Source organism: Actinokineospora sp. NPDC051303 (assembly GCF_055586285.1).
Genome location: NZ_JBVJIN010000011.1, coordinates 74,156 through 98,846, shown reverse-complemented (window position 1 = coordinate 98,846; position 24,691 = coordinate 74,156). Strand labels below are relative to the sequence as shown.

26 protein-coding genes are annotated in these 24,691 nt (G+C 69.9%); 12 read left to right on the top strand and 14 right to left on the bottom strand.

Going from position 1 to position 24,691, the window contains the following annotated elements:
* Nucleotides 1–171 precede the first annotated feature (171 nt).
* The 6 genes from ACZ6SD_RS11510 to ACZ6SD_RS11485 form a co-directional block, all read right to left on the bottom strand.
* On the bottom strand, nucleotides 172–630 hold the full coding sequence (locus ACZ6SD_RS11510; protein ID WP_465316838.1) for a PIN-like domain-containing protein: 459 nt from the start codon (nucleotides 628–630) through the stop codon (nucleotides 172–174).
* Nucleotides 584–1,252 (bottom strand): DUF433 domain-containing protein, encoded by a 669-nt coding sequence (locus ACZ6SD_RS11505; protein ID WP_465316837.1) that lies wholly within the window; start codon nucleotides 1,250–1,252, stop codon nucleotides 584–586. Before ACZ6SD_RS11505 ends, ACZ6SD_RS11510 begins: the two co-directional genes overlap by 47 nt.
* Before the next feature lie 103 nt (nucleotides 1,253–1,355).
* Nucleotides 1,356–2,066: a phytanoyl-CoA dioxygenase family protein gene (locus ACZ6SD_RS11500; RefSeq protein WP_465316836.1), complete on the bottom strand. Its 711-nt coding sequence runs from the start codon at nucleotides 2,064–2,066 to the stop codon at nucleotides 1,356–1,358.
* A 218-nt stretch (nucleotides 2,067–2,284) separates the two neighbouring features.
* Entirely contained in the window at nucleotides 2,285–4,144 is a 1,860-nt protein-coding gene (locus tag ACZ6SD_RS11495; protein ID WP_465316835.1) for a helix-turn-helix domain-containing protein, read from the bottom strand.
* Nucleotides 4,145–4,197: 53 nt separating this feature from the next.
* Nucleotides 4,198–5,553 (bottom strand): MFS transporter, encoded by a 1,356-nt coding sequence (locus ACZ6SD_RS11490; RefSeq protein WP_465316834.1) that lies wholly within the window; start codon nucleotides 5,551–5,553, stop codon nucleotides 4,198–4,200.
* A 23-nt stretch (nucleotides 5,554–5,576) separates the two neighbouring features.
* Nucleotides 5,577–6,344, bottom strand: a complete 768-nt coding sequence (locus ACZ6SD_RS11485) for a 3-hydroxybutyrate dehydrogenase (RefSeq protein ID WP_465316833.1) — start codon at nucleotides 6,342–6,344, stop codon at nucleotides 5,577–5,579.
* 178 nt (nucleotides 6,345–6,522) lie between these two features.
* Here ACZ6SD_RS11485 and ACZ6SD_RS11480 point away from each other — a divergent pair, with 178 nt between their 5' ends.
* From ACZ6SD_RS11480 to ACZ6SD_RS11450, 7 genes are all read left to right on the top strand, one after another.
* On the top strand, nucleotides 6,523–6,924 hold the full coding sequence (locus ACZ6SD_RS11480; RefSeq protein WP_465316832.1) for a TFIIB-type zinc ribbon-containing protein: 402 nt from the start codon (nucleotides 6,523–6,525) through the stop codon (nucleotides 6,922–6,924).
* 12 nt (nucleotides 6,925–6,936) lie between these two features.
* Nucleotides 6,937–7,548, top strand: coding sequence for a P-loop nucleotide/nucleoside kinase family protein (locus tag ACZ6SD_RS11475; RefSeq protein ID WP_465316831.1), 612 nt, complete (start codon nucleotides 6,937–6,939; stop codon nucleotides 7,546–7,548).
* An 89-nt stretch (nucleotides 7,549–7,637) separates the two neighbouring features.
* Nucleotides 7,638–8,117, top strand: a complete 480-nt coding sequence (locus ACZ6SD_RS11470; RefSeq protein WP_465316830.1) for a helix-turn-helix domain-containing protein — start codon at nucleotides 7,638–7,640, stop codon at nucleotides 8,115–8,117.
* The gene (locus tag ACZ6SD_RS11465; protein WP_465316829.1) at nucleotides 8,095–8,772 is read left to right on the top strand and encodes a hypothetical protein; all 678 of its coding nucleotides are present in this window, start codon (nucleotides 8,095–8,097) and stop codon (nucleotides 8,770–8,772) included. The genes ACZ6SD_RS11470 and ACZ6SD_RS11465 overlap by 23 nt, the downstream gene beginning before the upstream one ends.
* An 85-nt stretch (nucleotides 8,773–8,857) precedes the next feature.
* Entirely contained in the window at nucleotides 8,858–9,151 is a 294-nt protein-coding gene (locus tag ACZ6SD_RS11460) for a DUF2516 family protein (RefSeq protein ID WP_465316828.1), read from the top strand.
* A 57-nt stretch (nucleotides 9,152–9,208) separates the two neighbouring features.
* On the top strand, nucleotides 9,209–9,760 hold the full coding sequence (locus tag ACZ6SD_RS11455) for a YbaK/EbsC family protein (RefSeq protein WP_465316827.1): 552 nt from the start codon (nucleotides 9,209–9,211) through the stop codon (nucleotides 9,758–9,760).
* Between the two features lie 87 nt (nucleotides 9,761–9,847).
* A complete protein-coding gene (locus ACZ6SD_RS11450; RefSeq protein WP_465316826.1) occupies nucleotides 9,848–10,540 on the top strand; it encodes a response regulator in 693 nt (230 codons plus the stop codon).
* Nucleotides 10,541–10,585: 45 nt separating this feature from the next.
* Here the strand turns inward: ACZ6SD_RS11450 and ACZ6SD_RS11445 are convergent, their stop codons facing one another.
* Nucleotides 10,586–11,713: an LOG family protein gene (locus ACZ6SD_RS11445; RefSeq protein ID WP_465316825.1), complete on the bottom strand. Its 1,128-nt coding sequence runs from the start codon at nucleotides 11,711–11,713 to the stop codon at nucleotides 10,586–10,588.
* 43 nt (nucleotides 11,714–11,756) lie between these two features.
* On the opposite strand from ACZ6SD_RS11445, the gene ACZ6SD_RS11440 reads away from it, so the two are divergent.
* A complete protein-coding gene (locus tag ACZ6SD_RS11440) occupies nucleotides 11,757–12,197 on the top strand; it encodes an SRPBCC family protein (protein ID WP_465316824.1) in 441 nt (146 codons plus the stop codon).
* 2 nt (nucleotides 12,198–12,199) lie between these two features.
* Here the strand turns inward: ACZ6SD_RS11440 and ACZ6SD_RS11435 are convergent, their stop codons facing one another.
* Nucleotides 12,200–13,399 carry an acyl-CoA dehydrogenase family protein gene (locus ACZ6SD_RS11435; protein ID WP_465316823.1) on the bottom strand — a complete coding sequence of 400 codons (1,200 nt, stop codon included), beginning with the start codon at nucleotides 13,397–13,399 and terminating at the stop codon, nucleotides 12,200–12,202.
* A 168-nt stretch (nucleotides 13,400–13,567) separates the two neighbouring features.
* On the opposite strand from ACZ6SD_RS11435, the gene ACZ6SD_RS11430 reads away from it, so the two are divergent.
* Nucleotides 13,568–14,581 carry an NADP-dependent oxidoreductase gene (locus ACZ6SD_RS11430; RefSeq protein WP_465316822.1) on the top strand — a complete coding sequence of 338 codons (1,014 nt, stop codon included), beginning with the start codon at nucleotides 13,568–13,570 and terminating at the stop codon, nucleotides 14,579–14,581.
* Here the strand turns inward: ACZ6SD_RS11430 and ACZ6SD_RS11425 are convergent.
* From ACZ6SD_RS11425 to ACZ6SD_RS11405, 5 genes are all read right to left on the bottom strand, one after another.
* Nucleotides 14,578–15,438, bottom strand: coding sequence for a GNAT family N-acetyltransferase (locus tag ACZ6SD_RS11425; protein ID WP_465316821.1), 861 nt, complete (start codon nucleotides 15,436–15,438; stop codon nucleotides 14,578–14,580). The two genes, ACZ6SD_RS11430 and ACZ6SD_RS11425, sit on opposite strands and share 4 nt — an antisense overlap.
* A gap of 201 nt (nucleotides 15,439–15,639) precedes the next feature.
* The gene (gene purU, locus ACZ6SD_RS11420) at nucleotides 15,640–16,515 is read right to left on the bottom strand and encodes a formyltetrahydrofolate deformylase (protein ID WP_465316820.1); all 876 of its coding nucleotides are present in this window, start codon (nucleotides 16,513–16,515) and stop codon (nucleotides 15,640–15,642) included.
* 1,594 nt (nucleotides 16,516–18,109) lie between these two features.
* Nucleotides 18,110–18,871, bottom strand: a complete 762-nt coding sequence (locus ACZ6SD_RS11415; protein ID WP_465316819.1) for a MerR family transcriptional regulator — start codon at nucleotides 18,869–18,871, stop codon at nucleotides 18,110–18,112.
* An 80-nt stretch (nucleotides 18,872–18,951) separates the two neighbouring features.
* Entirely contained in the window at nucleotides 18,952–19,764 is an 813-nt protein-coding gene (locus ACZ6SD_RS11410; RefSeq protein WP_465316818.1) for a class I SAM-dependent methyltransferase, read from the bottom strand.
* A gap of 426 nt (nucleotides 19,765–20,190) precedes the next feature.
* Nucleotides 20,191–20,694: a DUF2505 domain-containing protein gene (locus tag ACZ6SD_RS11405; RefSeq protein WP_465316817.1), complete on the bottom strand. Its 504-nt coding sequence runs from the start codon at nucleotides 20,692–20,694 to the stop codon at nucleotides 20,191–20,193.
* A 25-nt stretch (nucleotides 20,695–20,719) separates the two neighbouring features.
* Between ACZ6SD_RS11405 and ACZ6SD_RS11400 the strand changes: the two genes are divergently transcribed.
* Nucleotides 20,720–21,814 (top strand): UDP-N-acetylmuramate dehydrogenase, encoded by a 1,095-nt coding sequence (locus ACZ6SD_RS11400; protein WP_465316816.1) that lies wholly within the window; start codon nucleotides 20,720–20,722, stop codon nucleotides 21,812–21,814.
* On the opposite strand, the gene ACZ6SD_RS11395 is transcribed toward ACZ6SD_RS11400, so the two are convergent.
* Entirely contained in the window at nucleotides 21,795–22,541 is a 747-nt protein-coding gene (locus tag ACZ6SD_RS11395) for an SDR family NAD(P)-dependent oxidoreductase (RefSeq protein ID WP_465316815.1), read from the bottom strand. The two genes, ACZ6SD_RS11400 and ACZ6SD_RS11395, sit on opposite strands and share 20 nt — an antisense overlap.
* A 144-nt stretch (nucleotides 22,542–22,685) precedes the next feature.
* Between ACZ6SD_RS11395 and ACZ6SD_RS11390 the strand changes: the two genes are divergently transcribed.
* Nucleotides 22,686–23,873, top strand: a complete 1,188-nt coding sequence (locus tag ACZ6SD_RS11390; RefSeq protein ID WP_465316814.1) for a L,D-transpeptidase — start codon at nucleotides 22,686–22,688, stop codon at nucleotides 23,871–23,873.
* Entirely contained in the window at nucleotides 23,870–24,691 is an 822-nt protein-coding gene (locus ACZ6SD_RS11385) for an alpha/beta fold hydrolase (protein ID WP_465316905.1), read from the top strand. Before ACZ6SD_RS11390 ends, ACZ6SD_RS11385 begins: the two co-directional genes overlap by 4 nt.

Here is a 24,691-nt window from a genome sequence, read left to right as displayed (position 1 = left end):
AGTCACCAACCCACACCCCCATCGCACCTCACGCGACCGCGCCCCGACCGAGAGCGCGACGCCACCGCTGACACCCAGGGGTGACTTCCGCCCCTGCGAGCGCGTTATACGGTGAACGGCGGCAAAACCGTGCGCCCGAGCCCCGCCCAACGATTCATGTCGCTTCCGGAACTATTTCTCCTTTCGTTCGCGGCTCTTGCGATGGCGGACAAACGGGACAACGCCTGGTCTGGTCACCCGCCAAACTCCCGGCTTCCGCTCCGAAGAAAATGTCAGAATATCTCGAAGGTTGGTTTCAATCAGGTGTTTGAGGTCGTCTCTCGTCGCTTCGCCCGGCAGGTAGAACATGTGTACTTTCGCCGCGATGTATGCCTCCAATTCCGCGGTGCGTTGCATGATACGCGCATCACGATTGAGTACCACCCAGCCACTTCCTGTGATCTTGGCTAGCCATTCCGTATCCTCGGCGCCGAGCGAGTCCGCGCGAGTGCCGAACACCTCAGGGGGTGTGTGCACCTGGTAGCCGAGATCGACGAGCAATCGGCGGACCGTCCGTGTGACAGCGTTCTCGTCGCAGTAGAACTCAAGCGGCTCGGCCCAAGAGGACGCGGGCGGCGGCCCGGACGGCATCGATGTCGACTCCGTGTTCCTCTGCGACGACTTCAGGTTCTTCACCTGCCTTCAGCATCGCCGCCACGTTCGACACTTTGGCGCCTGATCCGGCGAACACTGGCTGACCTGATGACCGGTAAGGGTCCATGACGACCTTTGACGGCTCGAATGGCTTGAGGGTCAGGGCCGATGGATAGCCGTCGTCGGCGAACGCCACGTACTGCAGGTAGTCCTGCACGATCTCGCGCAACACGGTCTGTCCCATTCTCCCTTCGATGAGGCCGGTGCCCTCCTCGGTACGGGAGAAATCCCACAGGACTGAGATTCCGTCGGTGACAAGCGCGGGGGAGACCAGCACGTGTTCTCGTCCGAACTCGCGCTGCAGGCGTTCGAGCGCCGGGCGGATGCGCTGAGGCCGCACACCCGCCTTCCGTAGGCCTTCCAACACCCAGGCCTCTGCCATGGCGATGAACGGCACCGCGGCCTGCCGGGGTGTGGCAGGGTCTGGCAGGTGGAGCAGGGGGCCCGCACGTTCGTATCCGCGTGCCCACCTATGGAAGGTCCGCTGCGGGATGCCGAGGTGCCGTGCCGCGTCGGTCATGCTCAGCAAAGGTCGTGAGAACCGGGTGTCGAGGGCCATGCTGTCTCCTTGTTCGATGGGTATCGCCGCTGGTGGATCGGGGTGACACGCACACCATGGCACGATTCTCGACCACGTGTTCGGAGTTATCCACAGGCCCTGTTCACATCAGCAGGTATGCCGCGCTGCCGAGTCGTTCGATGGTCGTGTCCGATGGTTGGCGGTCGAGCAGTGCCATGCCGCCGCCGCGGCGGTGGAAGCCGGTGAGGACGGCGTGGCGGGTGGCGCGGGAGCGGTTCACCGTGCCGGAGTGCCACAGGTGGGAGTTGAACAGCCACGCCGTGCCCGCGGGGCCGAGCAGGAGCGCCTGGTCGGGGTGGTCCTCGTGGCCCTTGGGCGGGACGAACCCGTAGTCGAGGTGCGAGCCGGGGACGACGCGGGTGGCGCCGTTTTCCGGGGTGAAGGCGGTGAGGGCGACGATGGCGTTGCACACTTGCCAGCGGCCCGGCTCGGCCCGTTCCGGGGTGTCCATGTGCAGGGCTTGGCCGCCGTGGTCGGGTTTGCCCGCGCGGTAGTGCATCTCGCTGATGCGGAACTCCGGCCCGAGCAGGTGCCGGACCGCGGCCAGCAGGGTCGGGCGCAGCCACAGCGGGTCGAACATCTTGCCCGCCTCCAGCAGCCCCTTGAGGTGTAGTGTGCCGCCCTGCCTGCCGCCGACCCGCAGCAGCGCCTCGATCTCTCCCAGCGCGGCGTCGACCTGGTCGCCGGTGAGGAAGCCGTCGAAGCGGCAGTAGCCGAGTTCGTCGAGATCGCTCAGCTGTTGGGGGGCGAGCAGATCCGAGCGGACGCCCAGCTCGTCGAGAACCTCGTGCACTATCCAGGTGTAACCCAGCGATGGCCGTGACGCCACCATATTCACCTGTTGATGCCCCAGAATCGCCCGATGAGCCACTCGGAGCACTGCTGGTAAGCGGCGGACTCGCCCGAATGGCGCAGCCACGACCACCCGCGTCGCGGTGTCCTTCGCGACATCCGGCCGTCCGCCGGACTGACCATATCGGACAGTGGCTGGATTCCTTTCCGCGCAAGCTCTTACCGGGAGAGCCGGTGCAGCCGCAGCGCGAGCTGGATCTCCAGCGCCCGCTCCGGTGTCTGCCAGTCGGAGCCCAGCAGCGACCCGATGCGCTCGATTCGCTGCACGACCGTGTTCACGTGAACGTGCAGCACGTCCTTGGCCCGGGTCAGGTTCGCCCCGCAAGTGAAGTACGTCTCAACGGTGCGCAGCAGTTCGGTGCCGCGCCGGTTGTCGTAGTCCAGGACCGGTCCCAGGGTGGCGCGCACGTACCCGTCGAGGTCGGTCGGATCGCCCAGCAGCAGCCCCACGAAGCCGAGGTCCGCCAGCGCGGCGCCCTGCCCGGACCGCCCTAGGGCCACCAGTGACCGCGCGCACCGGGCCGCTTCGGCGTGTGCAGCGACCACAGCGTCCACACCGGACACTGGACCGGCCGCTCCTACCGTGACCGGACAATCCACTGTAGACGAAAGTTCGGCGGCTATCCGCGCGGCCAACGCGCTCGGGTCGTCCGTGCGAGCCAGCAGCACAACCTGTTCCGCGTGCACCCCCACCAACGCGGCGTGCCGACCGGCCGCTATCGCCAGCCGCCGCCGGGGCGCCTGGTCCGCGGTCGCCACCAGCACCGCGTGCGGCTCGGTCAGGTCGACGCCCAGCCTGCGCCCGCGGGCGATCAGCGCCGCCGGGTTGCGGTCGGGCGCGGTCAGCAGATCGGCCAGCAACTCGCCGCGCACCTCGTCCTCGGCCCGCGCGACCGATCGGCGGAGCATGAGCAGCAGCGCGGTCACCACGCCCGCGCGTTCAAACAGCCTGCGGTCCGCGTCGTCCAGTGACGCGCGGCCGGTAAGCAGCAGACTTCCCAGCAGCTCTTGTCCTGCCTGCACCGCGCAAACCCAAGTGTCTTGTGTGGACATAGCTCTACCTGAGGAGCGAGAAGCCGCAACGGCTTCCTCCGACGGGCGGCCCGCGCCCGCGCCCACCCGGGCCAGTTCGATCCCGTCCGCGTCGTGGACCGCGATTCCGCCGCGCAGCACCTCGGCGACCGCGGCGGCCACATCGGGCAGGTCTCCGCCGCGCAGCACCAAATCCATCAGCTTGTCGTGGGCGTCCTCGGCGCGGCGCATGGCCGCGTTGTGCGCGCTGATGGTCGCGTTGGCGCGGTTGAGGTCCGCGAGGGTCTGGCGCGTCTCGTCGAGCAGATGCGCGTTGTCGATGGCGATCGCGGCGTGGTCGGCCAGCGACGACAGCAGCGCCACCTCGTCGGGGGAGAAGTCGCGGCGGGCGCGGTCGGCGGCGAACAGCACTCCGATCACCTTGCTGCCCAACGCCAGCGGCACCCCCAGGATCGCGGTCAGCCCCTCGTCGTGCACGGAGGAGTCGATCGGGGTGGTGTGCCGGAAGCGGTTGTCGGCGAAGTAGTCACGGGTCGCGTACGGCCGCGCCGTCTGCGCCACCAGTCCGCCCAGCCCCTCGCCCATGCCCAGGGTGACCTGCTGGAACAGCGCGGACACCGACCCGTCGGTCACCCGCATGTACGTCTTGTGCGCGTGCTCGTCGTTGAGCGTCAAATAGGATACGTCCACGCCGAGCAGCAGCCGCGCGCGGCGCACGATGGAGCGCAGCACCGCGTCGGTGTCGCGCAGCCCGGCCAGGTCGCTCGCGGTGTCGAACAGCGCGGCCAGTTCGGCCTCGCGCCGCTTGTGCTCGGCGACGGTGTGCCGGATGCGCAGGGCGTCCTCGGTGGCCCGCCGCACCAGCGCCAGGTCGTCGCCGTCCAGTCCGGATTCGCGGGCGACCCGGGTCAACCGCTCCACGCTCGCGCCATCGGCGAGCAGGTCGAGCAGGTCGCGCACGGCTTCCAGCGCCCTCACAACGGTCATCGTCGCACCTGGAGGAAGCCCTGGGGCCACGCCGGGTGGCCCCAGGGGTCGGGTCAGTGGACCGGCTCGGCCGGGGGCCGCGCCGCTGGGAGGTCGGCCCGCCGGTCGCCGAGCGAGGCGCCCCGGGTCTCCCGGGCCGCGAGCACCGCGATCGTGGTGATCAGGCACATCGCGACCACGTACAGCGACACCGGCACTGTGCTCTTGGTCGCCTGGAACAGCGCTACCGCGATAAGAGGCGCGACCGCGCCCGCCGCGATCGAGGACAGTTGGCTCCCGACCGACAACCCGGTGTAGCGGACGCGCGTCTCGTACTGCTCGGAGAAGAACGCCGCCTGCGGCCCGTACATCGCACCGTGCAGGACCAGGCCGACCGTCGCCGCCAAGATGATCACTGCGGGCGACTTCGTGTCGAGCAGCAGGAAGAACGCGAAACTCCACACCGCCATGCCAACCGCGCCGAACAGATACACCGGCCTGCGGCCGATCCGGTCGGACAGCGCTCCCCACAGCGGGATGCTCACGAAGTGCACTACCGAGCCGACGAGCACCGCGTTGAGCCCGACACCCCTGTCCATTAAGAGGCCCTTGGTCACATAGACCAAGATGAACGCGGTAATCACGTAGTAAGAGACGTTCTCGGCCATCCGCGCGCCGATAGTGATGAGCACCTGCCGCCAACTGGTTCGGAACACCTCGACCACCGGCATGTGCTCGCGGGTGACCTCGGCCTTGGCCTGAGCCGCGAGGAACACCGGCGACTCGGCCACCGTCAGCCGGATCCACAACCCGATGACTACCAGCACGCCGGAAATCAGAAACGGGATACGCCAACCGTAAGACAGGAAAGCCTCCTCTGTCTGCGCCGCGGACAGGATCGCCAGCACGCCGGTGGCGAGCAGGTTGCCGCCCGGCGCCCCGCACTGCGGCCAGGAGGCCCAGAACCCGCGCCGCCGGTCGTCGCCGTGCTCGGACACGATCAGCACCGCGCCGCCCCACTCGCCGCCCAGCGCGAAGCCCTGGACCAGCCGCAGCAGGGTCAGCATGATCGGCGCCCACACCCCGATCGCGGCGTAGGTGGGCAGCAGGCCCATCGCGAACGTCGATCCGCCCATCAGCAGCAGGCTCAGCACGAGCAGCTTCTTGCGGCCCACCTTGTCGCCGAAGTGCCCGAATACAAGCCCGCCGATCGGACGGGCTAGGAACCCGATCGCATAGGTGAGGAACGCTAAGAGGGTTCCGGTAAGCGGGTCGCTGCTCGGGAAGAACAGCGTGTTGAACACCAGCGCCGCCGCCGCGGTGTAGAGAAAGAAGTCGTACCACTCGATGGTCGTGCCGATCAGGCTCGCCCCGACGATCCGCACGAACGACTTGGGCTTCGTTGCCGTGTCCGCTGACAAGGGAGTCACCGCATTTCCGTGTAAGAGGGGATTCAGTTGGCTGTCCAGCCGCCGTCGACCGGGATCGACGCCCCGGTCAGGTGGGCCGCGTGCGCGCCGCACAGCCACACCACGAGTCCGGCGACGTCCTCCGGCTCGATCAGGCGCTTGATCGGCGCCCGGTCGAGCAGCACCCGCGCGACGACCTCGGCGGCGGGAACGCCGTGCGCGCGGGCCTGGTCCTCGATCTGGCTCTCCACCAGCGGGGTCCGCACGTATCCCGGGCTGACGCAGTTGCTGGTCACGCCATAGGGCGCGCCCTCCACGGCGGCTACCTTCGACAGCCCCTCCAGCCCGTGCTTGGCCGCCACATACGCCGCCTTGTAGGCGCTCGCGCGCACCCCGTGGACGCTGGAGACGTTGACGATCCGGCCCCAGCCGCGTGCGCGCATGTGCGGCAGGACCCGGCGGATCAGCAGGAACGGCGCGGTGACCATGACCTGCTGGATCAGCGCGAACCGCTCTGGCGGGAACTCGTGCAGCGCGGCGACGTGCTGGAGCCCGGCGTTGTTGACCAGGATGTCCACCTCGGTGGGCAGGCCGTCGATCGCGCGGGCGTCGGCCAGGTCGACCACGTGCGCCACCCCGCCGACCGCCGCCGCGACCCGTTCGGCGGCCGGACCGGCGCGGTCGACCACGTGCACCTTGGCCCCGGCGGCCGCCAGCGCCCGGACGCAGGCGCGCCCGATGCCGCTCGCGCCCCCGGTGACCAGGGCTGCCCGACCTGCCAGATCCAGATTGTGATGCGGGCCACTCGTCATAGACGACGACGGTAGGCAGGTCGGAACGCGGTAGCCATGTGCCTGGCCCATACAACCGCCGCGAGGGTTGTATGGGCGGTGACCATGATCGGCCACGGGAAGGCGCTGGTCCCCGCCGTCCGGCGGATTCGGCGCGGCTATGCGGACATGCGCATCGACATCTGCGTAGTCTTGTGGAGTGATTTGTCCGAAGTGTCAAAACGTCATGCGCACGGTCGACCGGCTTGGTGTGCACATCGACCAGTGCGAAGGGTGTCGGGGAATCTTCCTCGACCGTGGTGAGCTTGAGCAGATCGCGTCGGCCGAGCAGCGCCACTACGCGGCAGCGGCTCCACCGCCGCCGTACCAGGGCGCGCCGCCGCCCGCCGCGGGCTATCCACCTGCCGCGCCGTACCCGCCCGCCGCCGCGCCGTACCCGCCCGCGGGCTACGGGGCGCACCGCGACTCCCCGCCCGGGTACCGCGACTCGCCCCCCGGCTACGGCCACGTGGGCGGGTACCGCGACTCGCCGCACGGGTACGGGCACGGCGGCCACCACAAGAAACGCCGTAAGAGCTTCCTCGAAGACCTCTTCGACTGACCGTTGAACCCGATGATCTGCGTGGCCTGCGGTGAGTGGGCCGACGCGCCTCGGGTCGACGGTGCTGTCCTGGTCTGCGCGCGATGCGGGCATCGGGAGCCGTTCCACCGGCTCCCGATGTTCGCGCTGACCGGCCCCAGCGGTACCGGCAAGTCCACCGTGTGCCGCCGGTTGAGCCCCCTGCTCGACGGCCGTGCGGTCGTCTTGGAGCAAGACGTGCTGTGGATCGGCGCGCTGCGCGACCCGTACGACGACTTCGGCGCTTTCCGGCAGACCTGGCTGCGCCTCGCCGCGATGCTGAACCAGAACGGCCGCCCCACGGTGCTGTGCGGCACCGTCGCGCCCCCGCAGTTCGAGCGCAGGCCCGAGCGCGCGCTGTTCTCCGAGATCCACTACCTCGCCCTCGTGGCCGACGACGACGTCTTGGCCGCCCGCCTGCGCGCCCGCCCCGCCTGGCGCGAGTGGGACGACGAGGACCGGATCGCCGACATGCTCAAGTTCAACGGCTGGGTCAAGGCCAACGCCGCGCTCACCGATCCGCCGATGGACCTGCTGGACACCACGTCGGCCACCGTCGAGGAGACCACCGCCGCCGTCGTGGACTGGATTCTCGCCCGGCTGTGACGGAACCGGAGCACCTGCGCAAACTCTCTGCTTGCAACTGCTAGCACGGCGGCGTACCGTCGTTGGTGGCACGAGGAGGCGGTTGCGGGATGGACCAGGCTGACAACGGCGAGGCCCGGGCGATCGACAAGGTCGCCGACCTCGGCCGCGACATCGGCGAGTACATCAAGGCGCAGCGCAACACCGCGAAGATCTCGCTGCGCCAGCTGTCCCGGCTCGCCGGTGTGTCCAACCCTTACCTGAGCCAGATCGAACGCGGACTGCGCAAACCGAGCGCCGAGATCTTGCAGCAGATCGCCAGGGGGCTGGCGATCTCCGCGGAGGCCCTCTACGTGCAGGCGGGCATTCTCGACCATCCCGTCGGGGGGCCGGTGACCGACGCCGTGCGGGCCGACGACGGGCTGACCGAGCGGCAGAAGCAGGTGCTGCTGGACGTCTACGAGTCGTTCCGGCGCGAGAACCGGCAGTCCGCGGCAGCAGAGTCCACAGCAGAGCCCACGGTGGACGAGTCCACTGTGGACATCGAGACTTCGAGGAGTGAACACGATGACACTGCCCAAGAGCGATGACGTCCGCAAGGCGGGCGAGCAGGCCGCGCAGGTGGTGAACACCGCACTGGAGCAGGCGCGCACGCCGCTGCTCGCCGCGCTCGGCGCGGGCGACCTGGCCGCCAAGGCTGTCCTGGACGCGGTAAACCGCGCGAAGACGGGCGCCGAGAGCACCAAGACCGCCGTGGCGGACCTGCCGCACGAGGTCGGTGGGCTGCGCGAGAAGCTCGACCCGGCCGAGCTGCGCAAGCTCGCCAACGAGTACTCCGCCGCTGCGCTGCGGCTGTACCAGAAGCTGGCCGACCAGGGCGAGGACACGCTCGGCAAGCTGCGGTCGCAGCCGCAGGTCAAGAAGGCCGTCGAGCAGCTGGAGGAGGCCATCGAGGCCGCCCAGGCGCGTGTCGGCGGGGTCGCGGGCGACGCCCGACTGCTTGCCGAGGACCTCTTGGCCCGGGTGACGCGCAAGACCCGCTCGGTTGGCGAGAAGACCGCCCACACCGTGGAGAGCGTCGCGGCCGACGTGTCCGAGGCCGTCGAAGAGGCGGGCGAGGACATCGCCCACGAGACGCGCAGCGCGGCGCGCAAGGTCGCGAACAAGACCGCCCCGGCCCGCAAGCCCGCCGCGCGCACGACGGCCGTCACGCGCAAGCCCGCCACCAAGCCGACCACCAAGTAGCCCGACCCACAAGACCCCGCACACTCGACGCGAGCGTGTGGGGCCTTGTGGTGAATACGCCCGGTGCGCACGTAGGCTAGGAGACGTGCCGCAGACCGCGATCTGGATTTTGACGGTCATCGACTGGGCGGCTGTGCCCGTCGGTGTCTTCGCGTTCATCCATGCGCTGCTGCAGCGGCCGGACGCCTATTCGGCGGCCGACCGGCTGACCAAGCCCGCCTGGCTGGGCATCACCGCTGGCTCGGCGGCGGTGCTGTTGCTGTTCAGTTTCGCGGGCACCGGCTGGATCTTTTGGATGGCGGGCCTTGTCGCCGCCCTGGTCTACATAGTCGACGTGCGACCGAAGCTGATCGAGGTGCAGCGCGGTCAGCGCTGGTGATCGGTCTTATCCAGACCTGACCGAGGACTGTCCCGCTTTCTCGCTACTCTCGGTTGTGTGATCTGGACCATCGCCGGAAGCCTCACCGTCCTGCCCGCTCTGGACCACCCCGAGCTGCTCGCCGACCCGGTCGCCAAGGCGCTCGCCGGGCTGGCCGCCGAGCGGGTCGGGGTCGCCGAGATCGACCCGGATCTCGCCGACACCGCCGCGTTCTGCGCGCACTACAACTCACCGTTGGACGCATCCGCTAACTGCGTAGTCGTCTTGGGCAAGCGCGGCGGCACGGAGCGGCTTGCCGCCTGCCTGGTACTGGCCACTACCCGGGCCGACGTCAACGGTGTCGTCCGCAGGCGGCTCGACGTACGCAAGGCGTCGTTCGCGCCTATGGACCGCGCGGTAGAGCAGACCGGCATGGCGTACGGCGGCATCACCCCCATCGGCCTGCCCGCGGACTGGCCGCTGCTCATCGACGCCGCGGTGGCGCGGGCGCCCGAACTGGTGATCGGCAGCGGCATCCGCGGCAGCAAGCTGCTGGTGCCCGGAGACCTGCTGGCCGGGCTGCCCTCGGCCGAGGTGGTCGACGACCTGGCCCGCGTGGTTTCGGAGTAGGCCGAAAGAGGGGATGCGGACCCTACGATCGTCGGGTTGAGCACTTTTCCCCTGTCCCGGTTAGTCGCCCTGTGCTTGCATACGGGCGTGAACACGGACTTCGAGGTCGCGGGCACGGCCGCGGAACCGACCACGATCCGCGTCGGCGTGGTGGACGACGAGCCGATGGCCCGCTCCTTCGTCGCGAAGATCCTCGCCTCGGCTGGCGATGTGCTGGTCGTCGGCGAGGGCGCGCACGGCGGCGAGGCGCTGGAACTGGTCCGCACCGAGGACATCGATGTGCTCCTGCTCGACCTGCGCATGCCGCGCATGGACGGCATCGACACCCTGCGCGAGCTGCGCCGACACCCGTCGATGCCCGCTGTCGTGGTGCTGACCACCTTTCACGCCGACCAGGCCGTGGCCACCGCGCTCCAGTTGGGCGCGAAGGGGTTCCTGCTCAAGCACGTCGAGCCCGCGGAGCTGGTTCGGGCGGTGCGGGTCGCCGCCCGCGGCGGCGCCGTGCTCGACCCGTCGCTCACCAGCGACCTGATGGGCCACCTCGCCACCCACCACCTGGACCGGATCGGCGCCGCGGCCGAGGTCGCCCGCCTGTCCGCGCGACTGCGCGACGTGCTGCGGCTGGTGGGCATGGGCCGCAGCAACAACGAGATCGCCGCGGAGTTGCGCCTGTCCGACTCGACCGTGCGCGGCTACGTCTCGGAGATCCTGGCCGCGACCGGCTGCGCGAACCGGGTCACCGCCGCCGTCCTGGCCCAGCGCGCGGGCCTGCTCGACTGACTCACCAAGCAGGCAGGTCTCTCCCCACGGCGAGTCCGAACCAGGTCAGGGTGATTCGGCTGTCGCGTAGGCGCTCAGCAGGGCCACCGCCTCGTCGGCGTCGTCGGTGACCAGGATCCACGGCTCAGCCGCCCGCCCGCGCGCCATCTTGCGCACCAGCGGCGCCGCGGGCACCTCCTCGGTCCAGAACCGGGAGCCGAGGAAGATCATCGGCGCTGCCGGGCCGACCGAGCCGTAGTGGTTCTGCGTGTAGTCCTGAAAGATCTCTTGCACTGTCCCGGCACTGCCGGGCGTGTAGATGATGCCGCCGGTAGCGACTGTGAGCAGACCCTCTTCGCGTACCGAGTTCGCGAAGTACTTGGCGTGCAGCTCGCAGAACGGATTGGGCGGCTCATGCCCGTAGAACCAGGTGGGGATTCCGATCGTGCGCGGCCGGTCCCCAGTCGGCAGGGCCAACGCGAGCCCGGCCGCCAGCCACCGTCCGATCTCCACCGCGTCCACCGTCGCACCGCTGGCGAACCTCGGCGCGACGGCGAGCGCGGCCAGCGCTTCGTCCACAGTGGAGTGATCGGACAGGCGCACGCCCAGCGGCACGGCTTCCATCGCCCCTGGCCCGCCGCCGGTGAGGACGGTGAAGCCACTACTACCCAGCGCGACACCGAGTTCAACGGCCTTGCGGTAGCCGGCCGAGTCGCGGGTAAGAGCATGTCCACCCATCACCGCTATCGGCTTGCCGGTAAGCACGTCGTGCAGCGCCTCGGAGATGCCGTGGTCGTGCAGCCGCTCGGCCAACGCGTGCAGAGGGTCCGGCGGAAAGCCCTGCTCTCGGGTGTGCCGGTAAATGCGCGCGTCCGGCGTGTTCGCGTAAGTCTCCGGGCGGTCGGGATCGAAGCCGTCGAACAACTCCGCGCACGTGTAGAGGTGCGACCGGTAAACCTCGTAGGGCAGGCCCGGCACGATCGGGAACAGCAGCGCCCCCGCCGCGTGCGCCCGCCGCTGCGTCTCGGGCCGCAGCGCGCAGCCCAGCAGCAGGGCCCCGTCCATCGGCGTGCGGAGCAGGGCGTCGACATCCGGATCGGTCAGATCGAGCCGGGTCAGCGTCACCCCGCGCAGGTCGCGGCCGTCCGCCCGGTGTCGCCGCAGGGTGTCCAGGTCGGTGATCTCGATCCGCACGCCGGTAGCCTACGGACGCCCGACAGCCGACGTACGGAGAATGATGAACCAGGTACAGGCCCTCGCCGAGCGCACCTTCACCGCCCCGGTCGAGCGGGTGCGCGCCGCTGTCGCCGACTACGCGGGCGTCCGGTCGAAGATCCTCACCGCGCACTACAGCGAGTACGAGGTCCAGGCAGGCGGGACGGGCGCGGGCACCGTCGTGCACTGGAAGCTCCAGGCCACCAGCAAGCGCGTCCGCGACTGCCTCATCGACGTCACCGAGCCGCAGCCGGGCACCCTGGTCGAGGCCGACCGCAACTCCACCCTGGTCACCACCTGGACCATCGATGGCTCCGGCGAGACCTCCACGGTTCGGATGGCCACCACCTGGGAAGGCGCGAACGGCATCGGCGGCTTCTTCGAGCGCGCCTTCGCCCCCGCGGGCCTGCGCCGCATCCACGACGAGCTGCTGGCCAACCTGGCCAGGGAACTCGACGCCTGAGCTCAGGCCAGCAGCGGCGTGCTGGGCTCAAGGCCGCACAGCGCCCGCCCGTAGTGCTCGACTCCCGTGGTCGGCAGCATCAGCGCGTGCGTGGCCAGCGCCTGCGCGTTGCGGGCCACCAGCTGGATCGGCATCGCCTCGTTGATCGCGGTCGCCCCGCTCGCGAGCCGCAGGGTCTCGATGGCCTCCATGTACAACTTGGTCGCGTAAGACACCAGGCCCCACACTCGGGGCTTGTCCTGCGGCCCGTACGGCGTGCCGGTACGCGCCCGTTGGTCGACTAGATCGGCCGCCTGGTAAGCGAGATGGTCCGCCGCTTCCATAGTGAGCTTCGCCCCGGCCACTTGGTGGTGGGTGATCGGAGCGTCCCGGAAGTGCGTGTAACCGGTGTAGGCGATGGGGCCCCGCTCCGGCAGCCGGGCCATGAACAGCTCGTACGCCGCCGCGGCCAGGCCGAGGAACGCGGGCGGGCAGCTCGTCAGCACGTACGGGACCAACGGCACCCGGTACAGCGCGGAGTGGGCGTTGCGCTCGCTCAGGTGCGCGCCGAACATCACCCGCGACGCCAGCGCGGCGCGCTCGGTCGGCACGAAGATGTTCTCGCCGGTCACCGTGTTGCTGCCGGTGCCCGCCATCCCGCTGACATGCCAGTCGTCCTCGACCGTGAGTTCGGTGTAGGGGATGACGAAGTGGGCCATCTCGGCGGGCCCGTCGCTGTTCTCGATCATGCCGGGCTGGACGGCGTAGGTGGCGTCGAGGCAGCCGCTGTTGAACGGCCAGCGCCCCGAGACGAGGTAACCGCCCGCGACCCGCACCGCGCGGCCGGTGGGCACGAGCGTCGCGGAGTGCAGTGTGGCCGGGTCGGCGAAGACCTCGTCCTGCACGCTGTCCGGGAACAGGGAAAGCAGGAACGTCGCGTCGTAGTACAGCGTGGCCACCCACGCCGTGGAGGCGCAGCCGCGGGCGACCTCGGCGAGGACCGCCATCTTGGTGCGCATGGTCGACTCGTAGCCGCCGAAGTGACGGGGGAGCATCAGACGGAACAGGCCAGCCTCGCGCAGAGCTTCCAGGTTCTCGGCGGGCACCCGCCGCGCCTCGGCGCAGCGCTGGGCGTTGCTGCGCAGGAGAGGCACGAGAGATGCGGCCCGGTGAACGAGTTCGTCGGAGTCCGGCGTCGCGAGGAGTCCGGGGCTGCTGGTCATCGGGAGTCCTTCCGGCGGCGTTCCACCTGGCGTCAGCAGATTTACCATGCCACAACTCACCGTGACAGGTGGGTGACCTAGTGAGATCACACCCGAATGGGAACACCGTTATCACCACCCGTGTTGCATCCAGCGGGCCGTATCCACCAATCAGGGAGTGCCATCAGCATGACAAGTCCGTCGACCGCACTGGAGATCCACCTCGCCGCCCGGCCGATCGGCAGGCCAGGGCCGGAACACTTCGCCATTGTCGAGGCGCCGGTGCCCGAGCCGGAGCCGGGCCAGATCGTGGTGCGCAACCACGTGATGAGCGTCGACCCGTACATGCGCGGCCGGATGAACGACGTGAAGTCCTACGTCGCCCCGTTCGCCCTCGGCGCCGCGCTGGAGGGCGGCGCGGTCGGCGAGGTCGTCCAGTCCACCGTGGACGCGCTCAAGCCGGGTGACTTCGTGCTGCACAACCTGGGCTGGCGCGAGTACGCGGTGCTCAGCGCCGACGAAACGGTCAAGGTCGACCCGGATCTCGCGCCTCTTGGCGCCTACCTCGGCGTGCTGGGCATGCCCGGTCTCACCGCTTACGCGGGCCTGTTGGACGTCGCCGAGTTCCGTGAGGGCGACACCGTGTTCGTCTCGGCGGCCGCGGGGGCTGTCGGTGCTGTCGTGGGGCAGATAGCGCGGCTTCGTGGCGCTAAGAGGGTCATCGGTAGCGCGGGCAGCGACGTGAAGGTGCGGTACCTCACCGACCAGCTCGGCTTCGACGCCGCGTTCAACTACAAGGACGCCCCGGTGGTCGAGCAACTCGCCGCCGCGGCGCCAGAAGGCATCGACGTGTACTTCGACAACGTCGGCGGCGACCACCTGGAGGCCGCCATCGAGGTCATGAACAACCACGGCCGCGTCGCCGTCTGCGGGATGATCTCCCTCTACAACGCCACCGAGCCGGTGCCCGCGCCGCGCAACCTTCTCCAGCTCATCGGCAAGCGGATCACGTTGCGCGGCATGCTCGTGCGTGACCACTCCGACCTGCGCGACGACTTCGTGCGGGAGGTCGGCGCCTGGATCCGCGAGGGCAAGCTCCAGTACACCGAGACCGTGGTCAAGGGCCTGCGCAACGCTCCGGAGGCGTTCATGACCATGCTCGACGGCGGCAACACCGGCAAGATGCTCGTGACTCTCGGCTAACCCAGGGCCTGCATGAACGGCAGGACAAGCCGACGGCGGTCGCCCGGCAGCGGGCGACCGCCGAGGGTCATCGCGGTGGCGCGGAACATCGGCGACAGACCGCGCTCGGCGACCCAGGCGGCCAGTTCCGCGCGGCTGTCGTCCACATCGACGCGGACTGGCTTATCGACGTCTCCCGCGAGATCGGCGATAAGAGCCTTCGCGTCGTGGTCGTTCTCGGCGATAAGAGGTCCGATGATCCGGTTGTCCAGTCCCGTTCCCGGGCGCCAAGCGCTCGCGTAACCGACGATCCGATTACCGCGCTCGATCACCCGGACATGGTCGGCGAAGCCGAACAGTCCCGAGAGGACATTGGCGCGGTCCACACCGAACACGGCGCGGTCCAATTCGAGGATCGGGCCCAGGTCTGCCGCGCTGGCCACGCGCGTAAGACCCGACCGCTCAGTGCGAAGAACCCCGACGCTTGCCTGAACCTCGGTAGACGCCTGGAATCCCAACTTCTCGTACAGGGGTTTCCCGAACGGCGTCGCATAGAGGGTGACCGTCGCGTCGCCCGCCTCGCCGATCACATGCCGCATGAGGCGCGTGCCCAGGCCACGGCGGGCGAACCTGGCCGCCACCAACACCATCGAGATGGCGGCCAGGTTGCCAGACCGGGTCAGAACCGCACACGCGGCCAGGCCGCCCGCCGGATCGGGAATGCCGAATCCCTGGCCGACACGCAGCAGGAAATCCCACTTGTGGTCCTCGTAGGGCCACTCCCGGTCGCCCGCCAACGCCAGGCAGGCGGGCAGGTCGGCAGTGGACAGCGGTCGCGGCGGAACGGTCGGAAGGTTGTTCAGGTCCCCAGTCTTCACACCGCGAATGCTCGCGCAGAGCACCTTTCACGGCAACCGATTTACCCGCCCCCATACTCCGTTCTTCCAATCTCGTCAAACGTCTATCCCCATGCCATCGTGTCAATGACACCCACCCCGCCCCGGCATACGGTGAAACCACAACCACCCCGGAGGCCCGACATGAAACCGCCACGCCAATCGGCCCAGCGCCCGAAAAACCTAGAACACCACCGTCTTATTGCCGTGCAGCAGGATCCGGCTCTCCAGATGCGCCCGCAGCCCCCGCGCGAGAACGACCTTCTCGATATCGCGCCCCTTGCGCACCATGTCGGCCACCGAGTCGCCGTGGTCCACCCGAATCACGTCCTGCTCCACGATCGGCCCCTGGTCGAGTTCGGCCGTCACGTAATGGCACGTGGCCCCGATCAGCTTCACCCCGCGCTGGTGCGCCTGGTGGTAGGGACGCGCGCCCACGAACGAGGGCAGGAAGCTGTGGTGGATGTTCAGCGCCCGCCCGGCCCACTCCGCGCACAACTCGGCAGGCACCACCTGCATGAACCGCGCCAACACGATCGCATCCGGCGACCCGGCGTCCACCAGTTGCCGCAACTGCGCGAACGAGGCGGCCTTGCCCTCGGGGTCGGCCGCGGGAAACGGCACATGGTGGAACGGGATGCCGTGCGCCCGCGTGATCGCGGCCAGATCGGCGTGGTTGCCGACAACGGCGGTGATGTCCACGTCCAACTCACCGCTGTGCACCCGCCCGAGCAGGTCGTAAAGGCAGTGCCCCTCCTTGGAAACCAAGATCGCCACTCGCCGCCGCCGCCCGGTGTCGGTCACCGTCCAATCCGACTTGGCACTGAGTTCCCGAGCCACGTCCCCGAACCGTCTCCGCAACTCCTCAACCCCAAAGGGCAACGAGTCCGCCCGCACCTCCTGCCGCGTGAAGAACCAGTTCGTATCAGGATCGGTGTGATACGCGGCCTCGACAATCCATCCGCCCGCCTCAGCCAGAAACCCCGAAATCCTCGCCACCACCCCCGCCCGGTCCGGACACCCCAACCTGATCACATAACGACGCTCATTCGACGACACCCGCCAATTGTCCCAGCCCCTGTCCACCCGACCCCCACCCCAGCCACTCCCTCCACCGCACCGACTCCCGTCCCATGGCCGGGACACCTCGCCGTGTCAGATCCGTCCACCTTGGCCACTCCCGCCCACTCCGCCTCTCGCCTCAACCCTCCACTCCAGACCCGCCGCTCCTCCCCAACGCCCGCACCGGTCTCACCCAGCCCTGAACCACACTGCCAACACACACGAGTGCCACCCGCACCGCACACACCGCATCCGCCCCGCGACACCACAACACACTCCCCACCACTGCACTCCCCACCACTGCACGGCGCACCACTGCGCGGCACCCACCTGGCGGCGCGGCACCCACACCAGCGCGACACCCCACGCTTGGCGGTGGCGGCACGCCACCCCCAACTCGGCACCCATGCTCGGCCGTGGCGGCACGCCGCACCAGCTCGGCGCCGTGTCCGACCGCGTTGCGCTGTGCCGGGGGCTACGGCTCCGTGGCGGGTTACGGCATCGCGCGGCATGGGCCGCGTCAGTACGCGGCTTCGCACTGAGGCGGTCGCATCGTGCTGCGTTTCGCTTACTGCACCGCGTCACACCGCGCCCGCCGCACGACACACTTCGCAGTCCCGCGCGGCACCCACACTGGGGCGGTGCGGCCCGCCACACCAGTGCGGTGCCACGGCTTGGCGGTGGCGGGCGCCCCCACCAGCTCGGACCATGTCCGGCCGCGCTGTGCGTGTCGGGGGCTACGACGACGTGGAGGGGGTACCGCATCGCACCGCATGGACCGCCCCGGTACAGAGGCTTTGCACCGGGGCGGCCGCATCGTGCTGCGTTTCGATCACTGCATCGCGCCCCACCGCACCCGCTGCGCGACACCACGGCACACCTCGCACCACTGCGCGGCACCCACGGCTTGGCCGTGGCGGCACTCCCACACCAGGGCGGCGCCCACGGCTTGGCGGTGGCGGCGCGCCCCACCAGCTCGGCGCCCCGTGTTCGGCCGCGTTGCGCCGTGCCGGGGCTGCGGTGCCGTGGTGGGTCACGGCATTGCGCCGTATGGGCCGCGTCGGTACAGGGCATCGCACCGGTGCGGCCGCATCGCGCCGCATGGACCGTGGTGGAACGGCGGCGTCGCACCGGGTGGCCGCATCGTGCTGTGTGGCGCAGCATTACTGCGCCACGCTGCGTTCGCCGTCGGCGTGCTTCGGCGGTTCGAGTGCGACCCGGTGCCGGGCAGCGCGTCAGCGCCACCCGGCACACCGCCGCCGCCCCGTAGATCCGGCATGGGGTGATCTGGTGTGTCTGGACGTGAAGAAAATCGGCAAGGTCCTACCCGCAAGCGGCTGGCGGGCCCATGGTCGTGGCCCAAGCCCCGCTTGGCACGAGGCCTGGGCCCACGACCTCCACGCCGCGGTCGGCGGCCGCCACACGACCATCCAGCCGCATCGTCCTCGGCGGAACGGCAGCATGGGGCGGTTCAACCGCATGCCACGGACCGGTGCCCTGGCTTGATCACTACAACCGGACGCGGTCACCGCACTCGATGGGTGCCGCCTATCGGCCGCGTTAAGTGATCAAACCTCATGACCAGGTACGCCTAGGACAGGCGGGTGCGAGCGTACTCGGTCATGGCCGCTCGGAGGTATTCCGCCAGGCGGGGGTCGGTCTTGTCGAAGTTCGCGCGGAAGCGCGGGTCGTCGGCGTACAGGTTGGCCAGGCCGGTGTAGGACTCGCGGTTGGGCACCCAGGCGCCCTGGATCCACTGGTAGTGGCCGTCGATCGTCTCCTGGACCGCCGGGTCGGTGGGGAGGCGGCCCGCGTCGATGTGGGCGATCAGGGTGTTCAGGGACTTGAGCCAGGTTTGGCCTTCGGTCTGCCACCACTCCTGCGGGGTGCCGGTGAACTTCTTGTTCGCCGCGTCGACGTGTTCCGCGCCCCAGCGGTCGCGGGCTTCCTGCTGCAGTTGCTCCTGTTTGGCCGAGTCGAAGCCCTCGAACCAGTGTGCGGCCGATTTGGTGGTCACTTTCTCTCCCCCTTGCACGTCGGAGATGGTTCGGGAGACCGTGCGCGCCAAGCGGTCCAGGCGGTCGCGTTCGGCCAGCAGCCAGCGGTGGTGCATGCGCAGGGCCTCGACCCGGTCGCGGCCCTGGTTGACGATCTCGGCGATCGCGTCCAGGCCAAGACCCAGTTCGCGCAGCACCAGGATCTGCTGCAGGCGCAGCAGTTGCTCCTGCTCGTAGTACCGGTAGCCGTTGTCGCCGACTCTGGCCGGTGGCAGCAGGCCAATCTCGTCGTAGTGGCGCAGCGTCCGCGACGTCACCTTCGACATGCGGGCCACCTGTGCGATCGACCAGGCCATCGGTCTCCGTCTCCTCCGGGCCGGTCTTTCCGGCCCGAAGACAACGGTAGAAGTTGACGTAACGGCAAAGTCAAGGCGAGTTATCTCGGCGCCACAGCCGACCAATCCAGCGTGAGCTCACCGAGCCGCCAGCGTTTGCGGGTGTCCAGCACCGGCCAACCGCCCTCGGCGAGCAGCCGCGCCGACTCCACCCACCGGGCCCGGGGGCCGAAGGCCGCGAACGGCGCCGCCGTCGCCCAGCACGCGTCGAGCGCCGACAGGAAGTCGTGGACCCGTTCGCCGGGGACGTTGCGGTGGATGAGGGCCTTGGGGAGGCGCTCGGCCACATCGGACGGTCGCTCGACACCGGAAGGCAGACAGGCCACGGTGAACGTCCTAGGGCCGGTCGCGTCCAGGGTCACCCAGGCGCAGCGCCTGCCGATCTCGTCGCAGGTGCCCTCGACCAGCAGACCGCCCGGAGCCAGCCGGTCGAGCATCGTCGCCCACGACGACGCCGACTCGGCCTCGGTGTACTGGCGCAGCACATTGAACGCGCGCACCAACACCGGCCGCGCGCCCGCCAACTCGAAACCGCCCCGGCGGAACTCCAGCCGCGGCGGGTCGGCCCACGGCTTGGCCGCCGCCACCCGCTCCGGGTCGATCTCCAACCCCAGAACCCGCACATCCGAGCACACCGCCCGCAACCGGGCCGCCATCTCAACCGTCGTGACCGGTGTCGCCCCGTACCCGAGGTCGACCACCAGCGGATCAACCCCCGACAACACCTCACGGACAACAGGCGAGCCGACCATCCACCGATCCACCCGCCGCAACCGGTTCGGGTTGGTCGTGCCCCGCGTCGGAGCGCCCAGCGCCCTGGCCCGGCCGGCGGCCAACCGAGGAACACGAGCCATCAGCGGCAACCCACCCGGCACAAAGCACCCGCCCGGCCACCCACCGAACGCCCGACACCCGCCCCACCAGCGACCAGGGAACAGCCAACCGGCCTGGCCGCGGAGCCAGTGCCCGGCCGGGTGGCGAACGGGAGATAGGCGGTCGCGGACCGGGGGCCCGCGAGGCGGGCGGTCGACGTGTCGGCTGGTGGGGCTGATTGGTGGGTGGTCACCTGGTTGGTGGTGTGGAGGGCGATGGCCGCGAGGCGGGCGGTCGTCATGCCGGCAGGTGAGACTGAGCGGGGAGGGATCGCACCGCTGATGGTTCGGCTGGCGACGGCCGCGGGGTGGGTTGGGTGCTGCGGTGTTGAGCCGCGGGCAGGGAAGTGGGGGTGAGGGGTGGTTCGGCGGTTCGCGGTCGGGTGGGGAGTGGTCACGCGGAGGCCGTCATTCGGGGTGGTCGGCCAGCCAGGTGGCGGCGAACTCGGCCTCGCTGGCCAGGAGTTTGCGCACCTGTTCCGCGATCACCGACTCGATCTTTCCGCCGATCAGGGGGATTTTGACCTTCACTTCCGCGTCCGTGCGCCACTCGCTGCCGGTGGGGGTGTCGGTGAGGCGAAAACGGCCCTTGATCTCGCCGGGTAGGCCCGCGACGGCGGCTGTGGTGGCGCCCTCGAAGCGGGGGCCGTCGGGGCGCCAGGTTTCGGTTCGCTCGACCACTAGGTCGCCCTTGGCGACTGTGCGGACCACGGAGGGGAGGCGGGACGCTTCCAGACCCTGGCGGAGGCTGTAGGTGACGCCGTCACCAGTGGTTTCGTAGGCGGTGAGCTCGGCGCCCTTGCCGCCGAGCACCCGGAGGCGTTCGTCGAGGAAGGCACGGTTCACCAGGGCCGCGTGCACCCGGGACGCGGGTGCGGTGAACTCGGCGCGGTGCTCGATGCGGCTGGGCATGGGCTGGAGGTTACCGTTTGTGCCCGTGACCAGCCTCCCCCTCGGCGCCGACGTCCGCACCGGAGTCCCCCTCAGCGGATACACGACCCTGCGGCTCGGCGGACCAGCCGCCAGATTCGTCGCGGCGGGGACGGCCGCCGAGGTGGTCGACGCCGTCCGGGCCACCGACCAGGACGGGGAGCCGCTGCTGGTGCTTGGCGGCGGGTCCAACCTCGTCGTCGGCGATCTGGGGTTCGACGGCACCGTCGTGCTGGTCGCCAACCGGGGCAGCAAGATCGACTGCACCGCCCCTGGCCGGGTCCAGCTCACTGTCGAGGCGGGCGAGGACTGGGACACCGTGGTCGCGGGCACCGTCGAAGCCGGGCTCGGCGGCCTCGAATGCCTCTCCGGCATCCCCGGCCTGGTCGGCGCGACCCCGGTGCAGAACGTCGGCGCCTATGGCGTCGAGGTCGCCCAGGTGCTCGTCTCGGTCGACCTCTACGACCGGCCCACCGGTGAGATCCGCACCCTCACCGCCGCCGAACTGGGCCTGGGGTACCGGACCAGCGTCCTCAAGGGCACCGACCGCGCCGTCGTCCTGCGCGCCCGCTTCGAGCTGGTCGACGACGGCCTGTCCGCCCCCGTCCGCTACACCGAACTCGCCCGCGCCCTGGGAGTCCGCCAGGACGCGCGGGTGCCGGTCGCCGCTGCCCGGGAGGCGGTGCTGGAACTGCGCCGGGGCAAGGGCATGGTGCTCGACGCGGTCGACCACGACACCTGGAGCGCGGGCTCGTTCTTCACCAACCCGATCGTCGGTGACGACGACCTCGACGCGGTGCTCGCCCGGATCGTGGCCGCGGTCGGGCCCGACGTGACGATCCCGCGCTACCCGGCCGGGCTGGGCGCGTCGAAACTGTCAGCGGCCTGGCTCATCGAGCGCGCCGGGTTCGCCAAGGGCCACGCGGGCGCGGGCGGGCGGGTCGCGCTGTCCTCGAAGCACACCCTGGCGCTGACCAACCGGGGCGACGCGACCACCGCGGACCTCCTGGCGCTGGCCCTGGAGGTCCGCGACGGCGTGCGCGCCGCGTTCGGCGTCGACCTGCACCTGGAGCCGGTGCTGGTCAACTGCTCGCTGAGCTGACCCGGTGCGCGCGGGTGGCCGACGCCTGCGCGCGCGGCTTCATGACGATCTGGTCGAGGTTCACGTGCGGCGCCCTGGTCACCGCGAACGCGATCACCTCGGCCACGTCGTCCGCGGTGAGCGGGACCAGGCCGTCGTAGACCTTGGCGGCCTTCTCCGCGTCGCCGTCGAAGCGGGTCACCGAGAACTCCGTCTCGACCATGCCCGGCAGCACCTCGGTGAACCGCACCGGCTCGCCCAGGTGCTCGCCGCGCAGCGTCTTGTGCAGCGCCGACTGCGCGTGCTTGGCCGCGGTGTAGCCGGAGCCGCCGTCGTAGATCTCGTGCGCGGCGATCGAGGTGATCGTCACCACATGGCCGTTCCCGGAGGCCGCGAGCTTGGGCAGCAGCGCCTTGGTCACCCGCAGGGTGCCCAGCACGTTCGCCTCCCACATCCACCGCCAGCGCTCCTCGTCGGCGTCGGCGACCCGGTCGAGGCCCTTCGCGCCACCGGCGTTGTTCACCAGAACGTGGCACGCTGGGACCTGGGCGGTGAACGCCTCGACCGAGGCGGGGTCGGTGACGTCGAGTTCGAGCGCGACGCCGCCGATCGGGGCCGCGACCTCGCGCAGGCGGTCGAGCCGCCGGGCGCCCAACACGACGTCGAATCCCGCTGCCGCCAGGTGGCGGGCGGTCGCCGCGCCGATGCCCGCGCTCGCGCCGGTCACTACTGCAATGGGGTTGTTCACGGGCCCGATCCTCCCCGCGGGTGCAACCAATCGGCGCGCGCGGGGTTATGAGCACTGTCACACCCCGTGCGGGAGCACCCCACCGCCGCTCGGGCGTCTTCCTCTATGGGGTGACTCGACCGTGTTCGATTTCGGAGGTGCGTGGTGAGGCGACCGGCTACGACGACCAGGACCACCGGCCTGATCGGGGCCCTGCTCCTGGTTCTCGCGCTGCTCGCCGGGTGCACCTCGGAGCAGCCCGGGGCGTCCGGTGGCGGTGGGGAGACCCAGCAGCAGGAGGCCCCGCCGAAGGCGAAGCTGACCGCGACCCCGGCCGCGAACGCCGTGGACGTGCCGCCGACCCAGCCGGTGACGATCAGCGTGGCCGAGGGCGCCCTCGACACGGTCGAGTTGGTCAACGCCGAGGGCAAGGGCATCAAGGGCACGGTGTCCCCCGACAAGCTGACCTGGACGTCCGAAGAGGTCCTCGGCTACGGCAAGCAGTACACCTACACCGCTACGGCCACCGGCTCCGACGGCAAGAAGGTCGAACTGAAGGGCGGTTTCACCACCCTCAAGCCCGCGAAGACCCCGCGCGCGACGATCAACCCGGCCGACAACGCCGAGGTCGGCGTCGCCATGCCGATCAGCGTGAAGTTCCCCGAGGGCAAGGTCGGCGACAAGGCCGCGGTGGAGAAGGCGCTGACCGTGCAGACCTCGACCCCGGTCGAGGGCTCGTGGGCCTGGCTCAACGACCAGCAGGTGGACTGGCGGCCGAAGGAGTACTGGCCCGCCGGAACGAAGGTGACGGTCACCGCGAAGCTCTACGGCCTGGCCTACGGCGGCGGCGCGTACGGCAAGGCCGACCTGAGCACGAAGTTCACCATCGGCCGCAACCAGGTCGTGAAGATCCACACGCCGGACCACCGGATGGACGTCTACCGCGACGGCAAGCTGTTCGCCAGCTACCCGGCCAGCAACGGCAAGGACGCCGACCCGAACCTGAACACGCCCAACGGCACGATGATCGTCATGCAGAAGGACCCGATCGGCGACTTCTCCAACCCGCGCTACGGCTACACCAACGTCAAGAAGAAGTGGGCCGTGCGGTTCTCCAACCACGGCGAGTTCATCCACGAGAACGAGGAGAACCACGCCAACATCGGCAAGGTCAACTCCTCGCACGGCTGCGTGAACCTGTTCGAGGCCGACGCGAAGGCCTACTTCGACAGCGCCCTGATCGGCGATCCGATCGAGGTCAGCGGCTCGAAGGCGAACATGCCCACCACCTCGGACGTGTTCGACTGGCTGATCCCGTGGGGCCAGTGGCAGTCCATGTCGGCGCTGCGGTGATCGCCGGGGTCGTCGGCGCGGGCGGCGCGGCGCTGGCCGTGCGGGTCGCGGGCGACCCGGCGAAGCCGCCGATCGTGTTCGTGCACGGCTGGGCCCAGTCCGGCGCGGTCTGGGCCAACCAGTTCCACGACCCGGATCTGCTGCGGGAGCACTGCCTGCTCGCGGTGGACCTACGCGGCCACGGTAGTTCCGACATACCGAAGGACGGTTACGACAACCCGGCGGTGTGGGCGGAGGACCTGGCCGCTGTCCTGCGCCTGGCAGGGTCGCCCGCGACGGTCGTCGGCTGGTCTTACGGCGGCCTGGTGATCACCGACTACGTGCGGGAACGCGGCTGCGCAGGCCTCGCGGGCATCGTCCTGGTCGGCGCGCTCACCGAGATCGGCAAGAACCGCCCCGGCGGCGTCATCGGCCCGCTCATGCGCGACGCCATCCCCGGCGTGCTTTCCGAGGACCCGGCTGTGGCGCTGCCGAGTGTCGTGACTCTCACAGCCGGGATGACGGCCGAGCCCGCGTCCGGCGAGGACACTCAACGGCGGGTCGGCGCGACGCTGAGCGTGCCGCCGCCGGTCCGAAAAGCGCTGTTCACGCGGGACACCGGCAGCGCGGACACGCTGGCGGGCATCACCGTGCCCACGCTGGTCGCGCACGGGACCGAGGACCGGGTGGTCGACCCGGCCGCCGCGGCGTACGCGCTCGGGAAGATTCCCGGTGCGACGGCGCGTTGGTTCCAGCGGGTGGGGCATCTGCCTTTCGCCGAACGCGTCGACGAGTTCAACCGCGCCCTCCGCGAAGCGGCGGTGGGCCGGAAGGGGTGA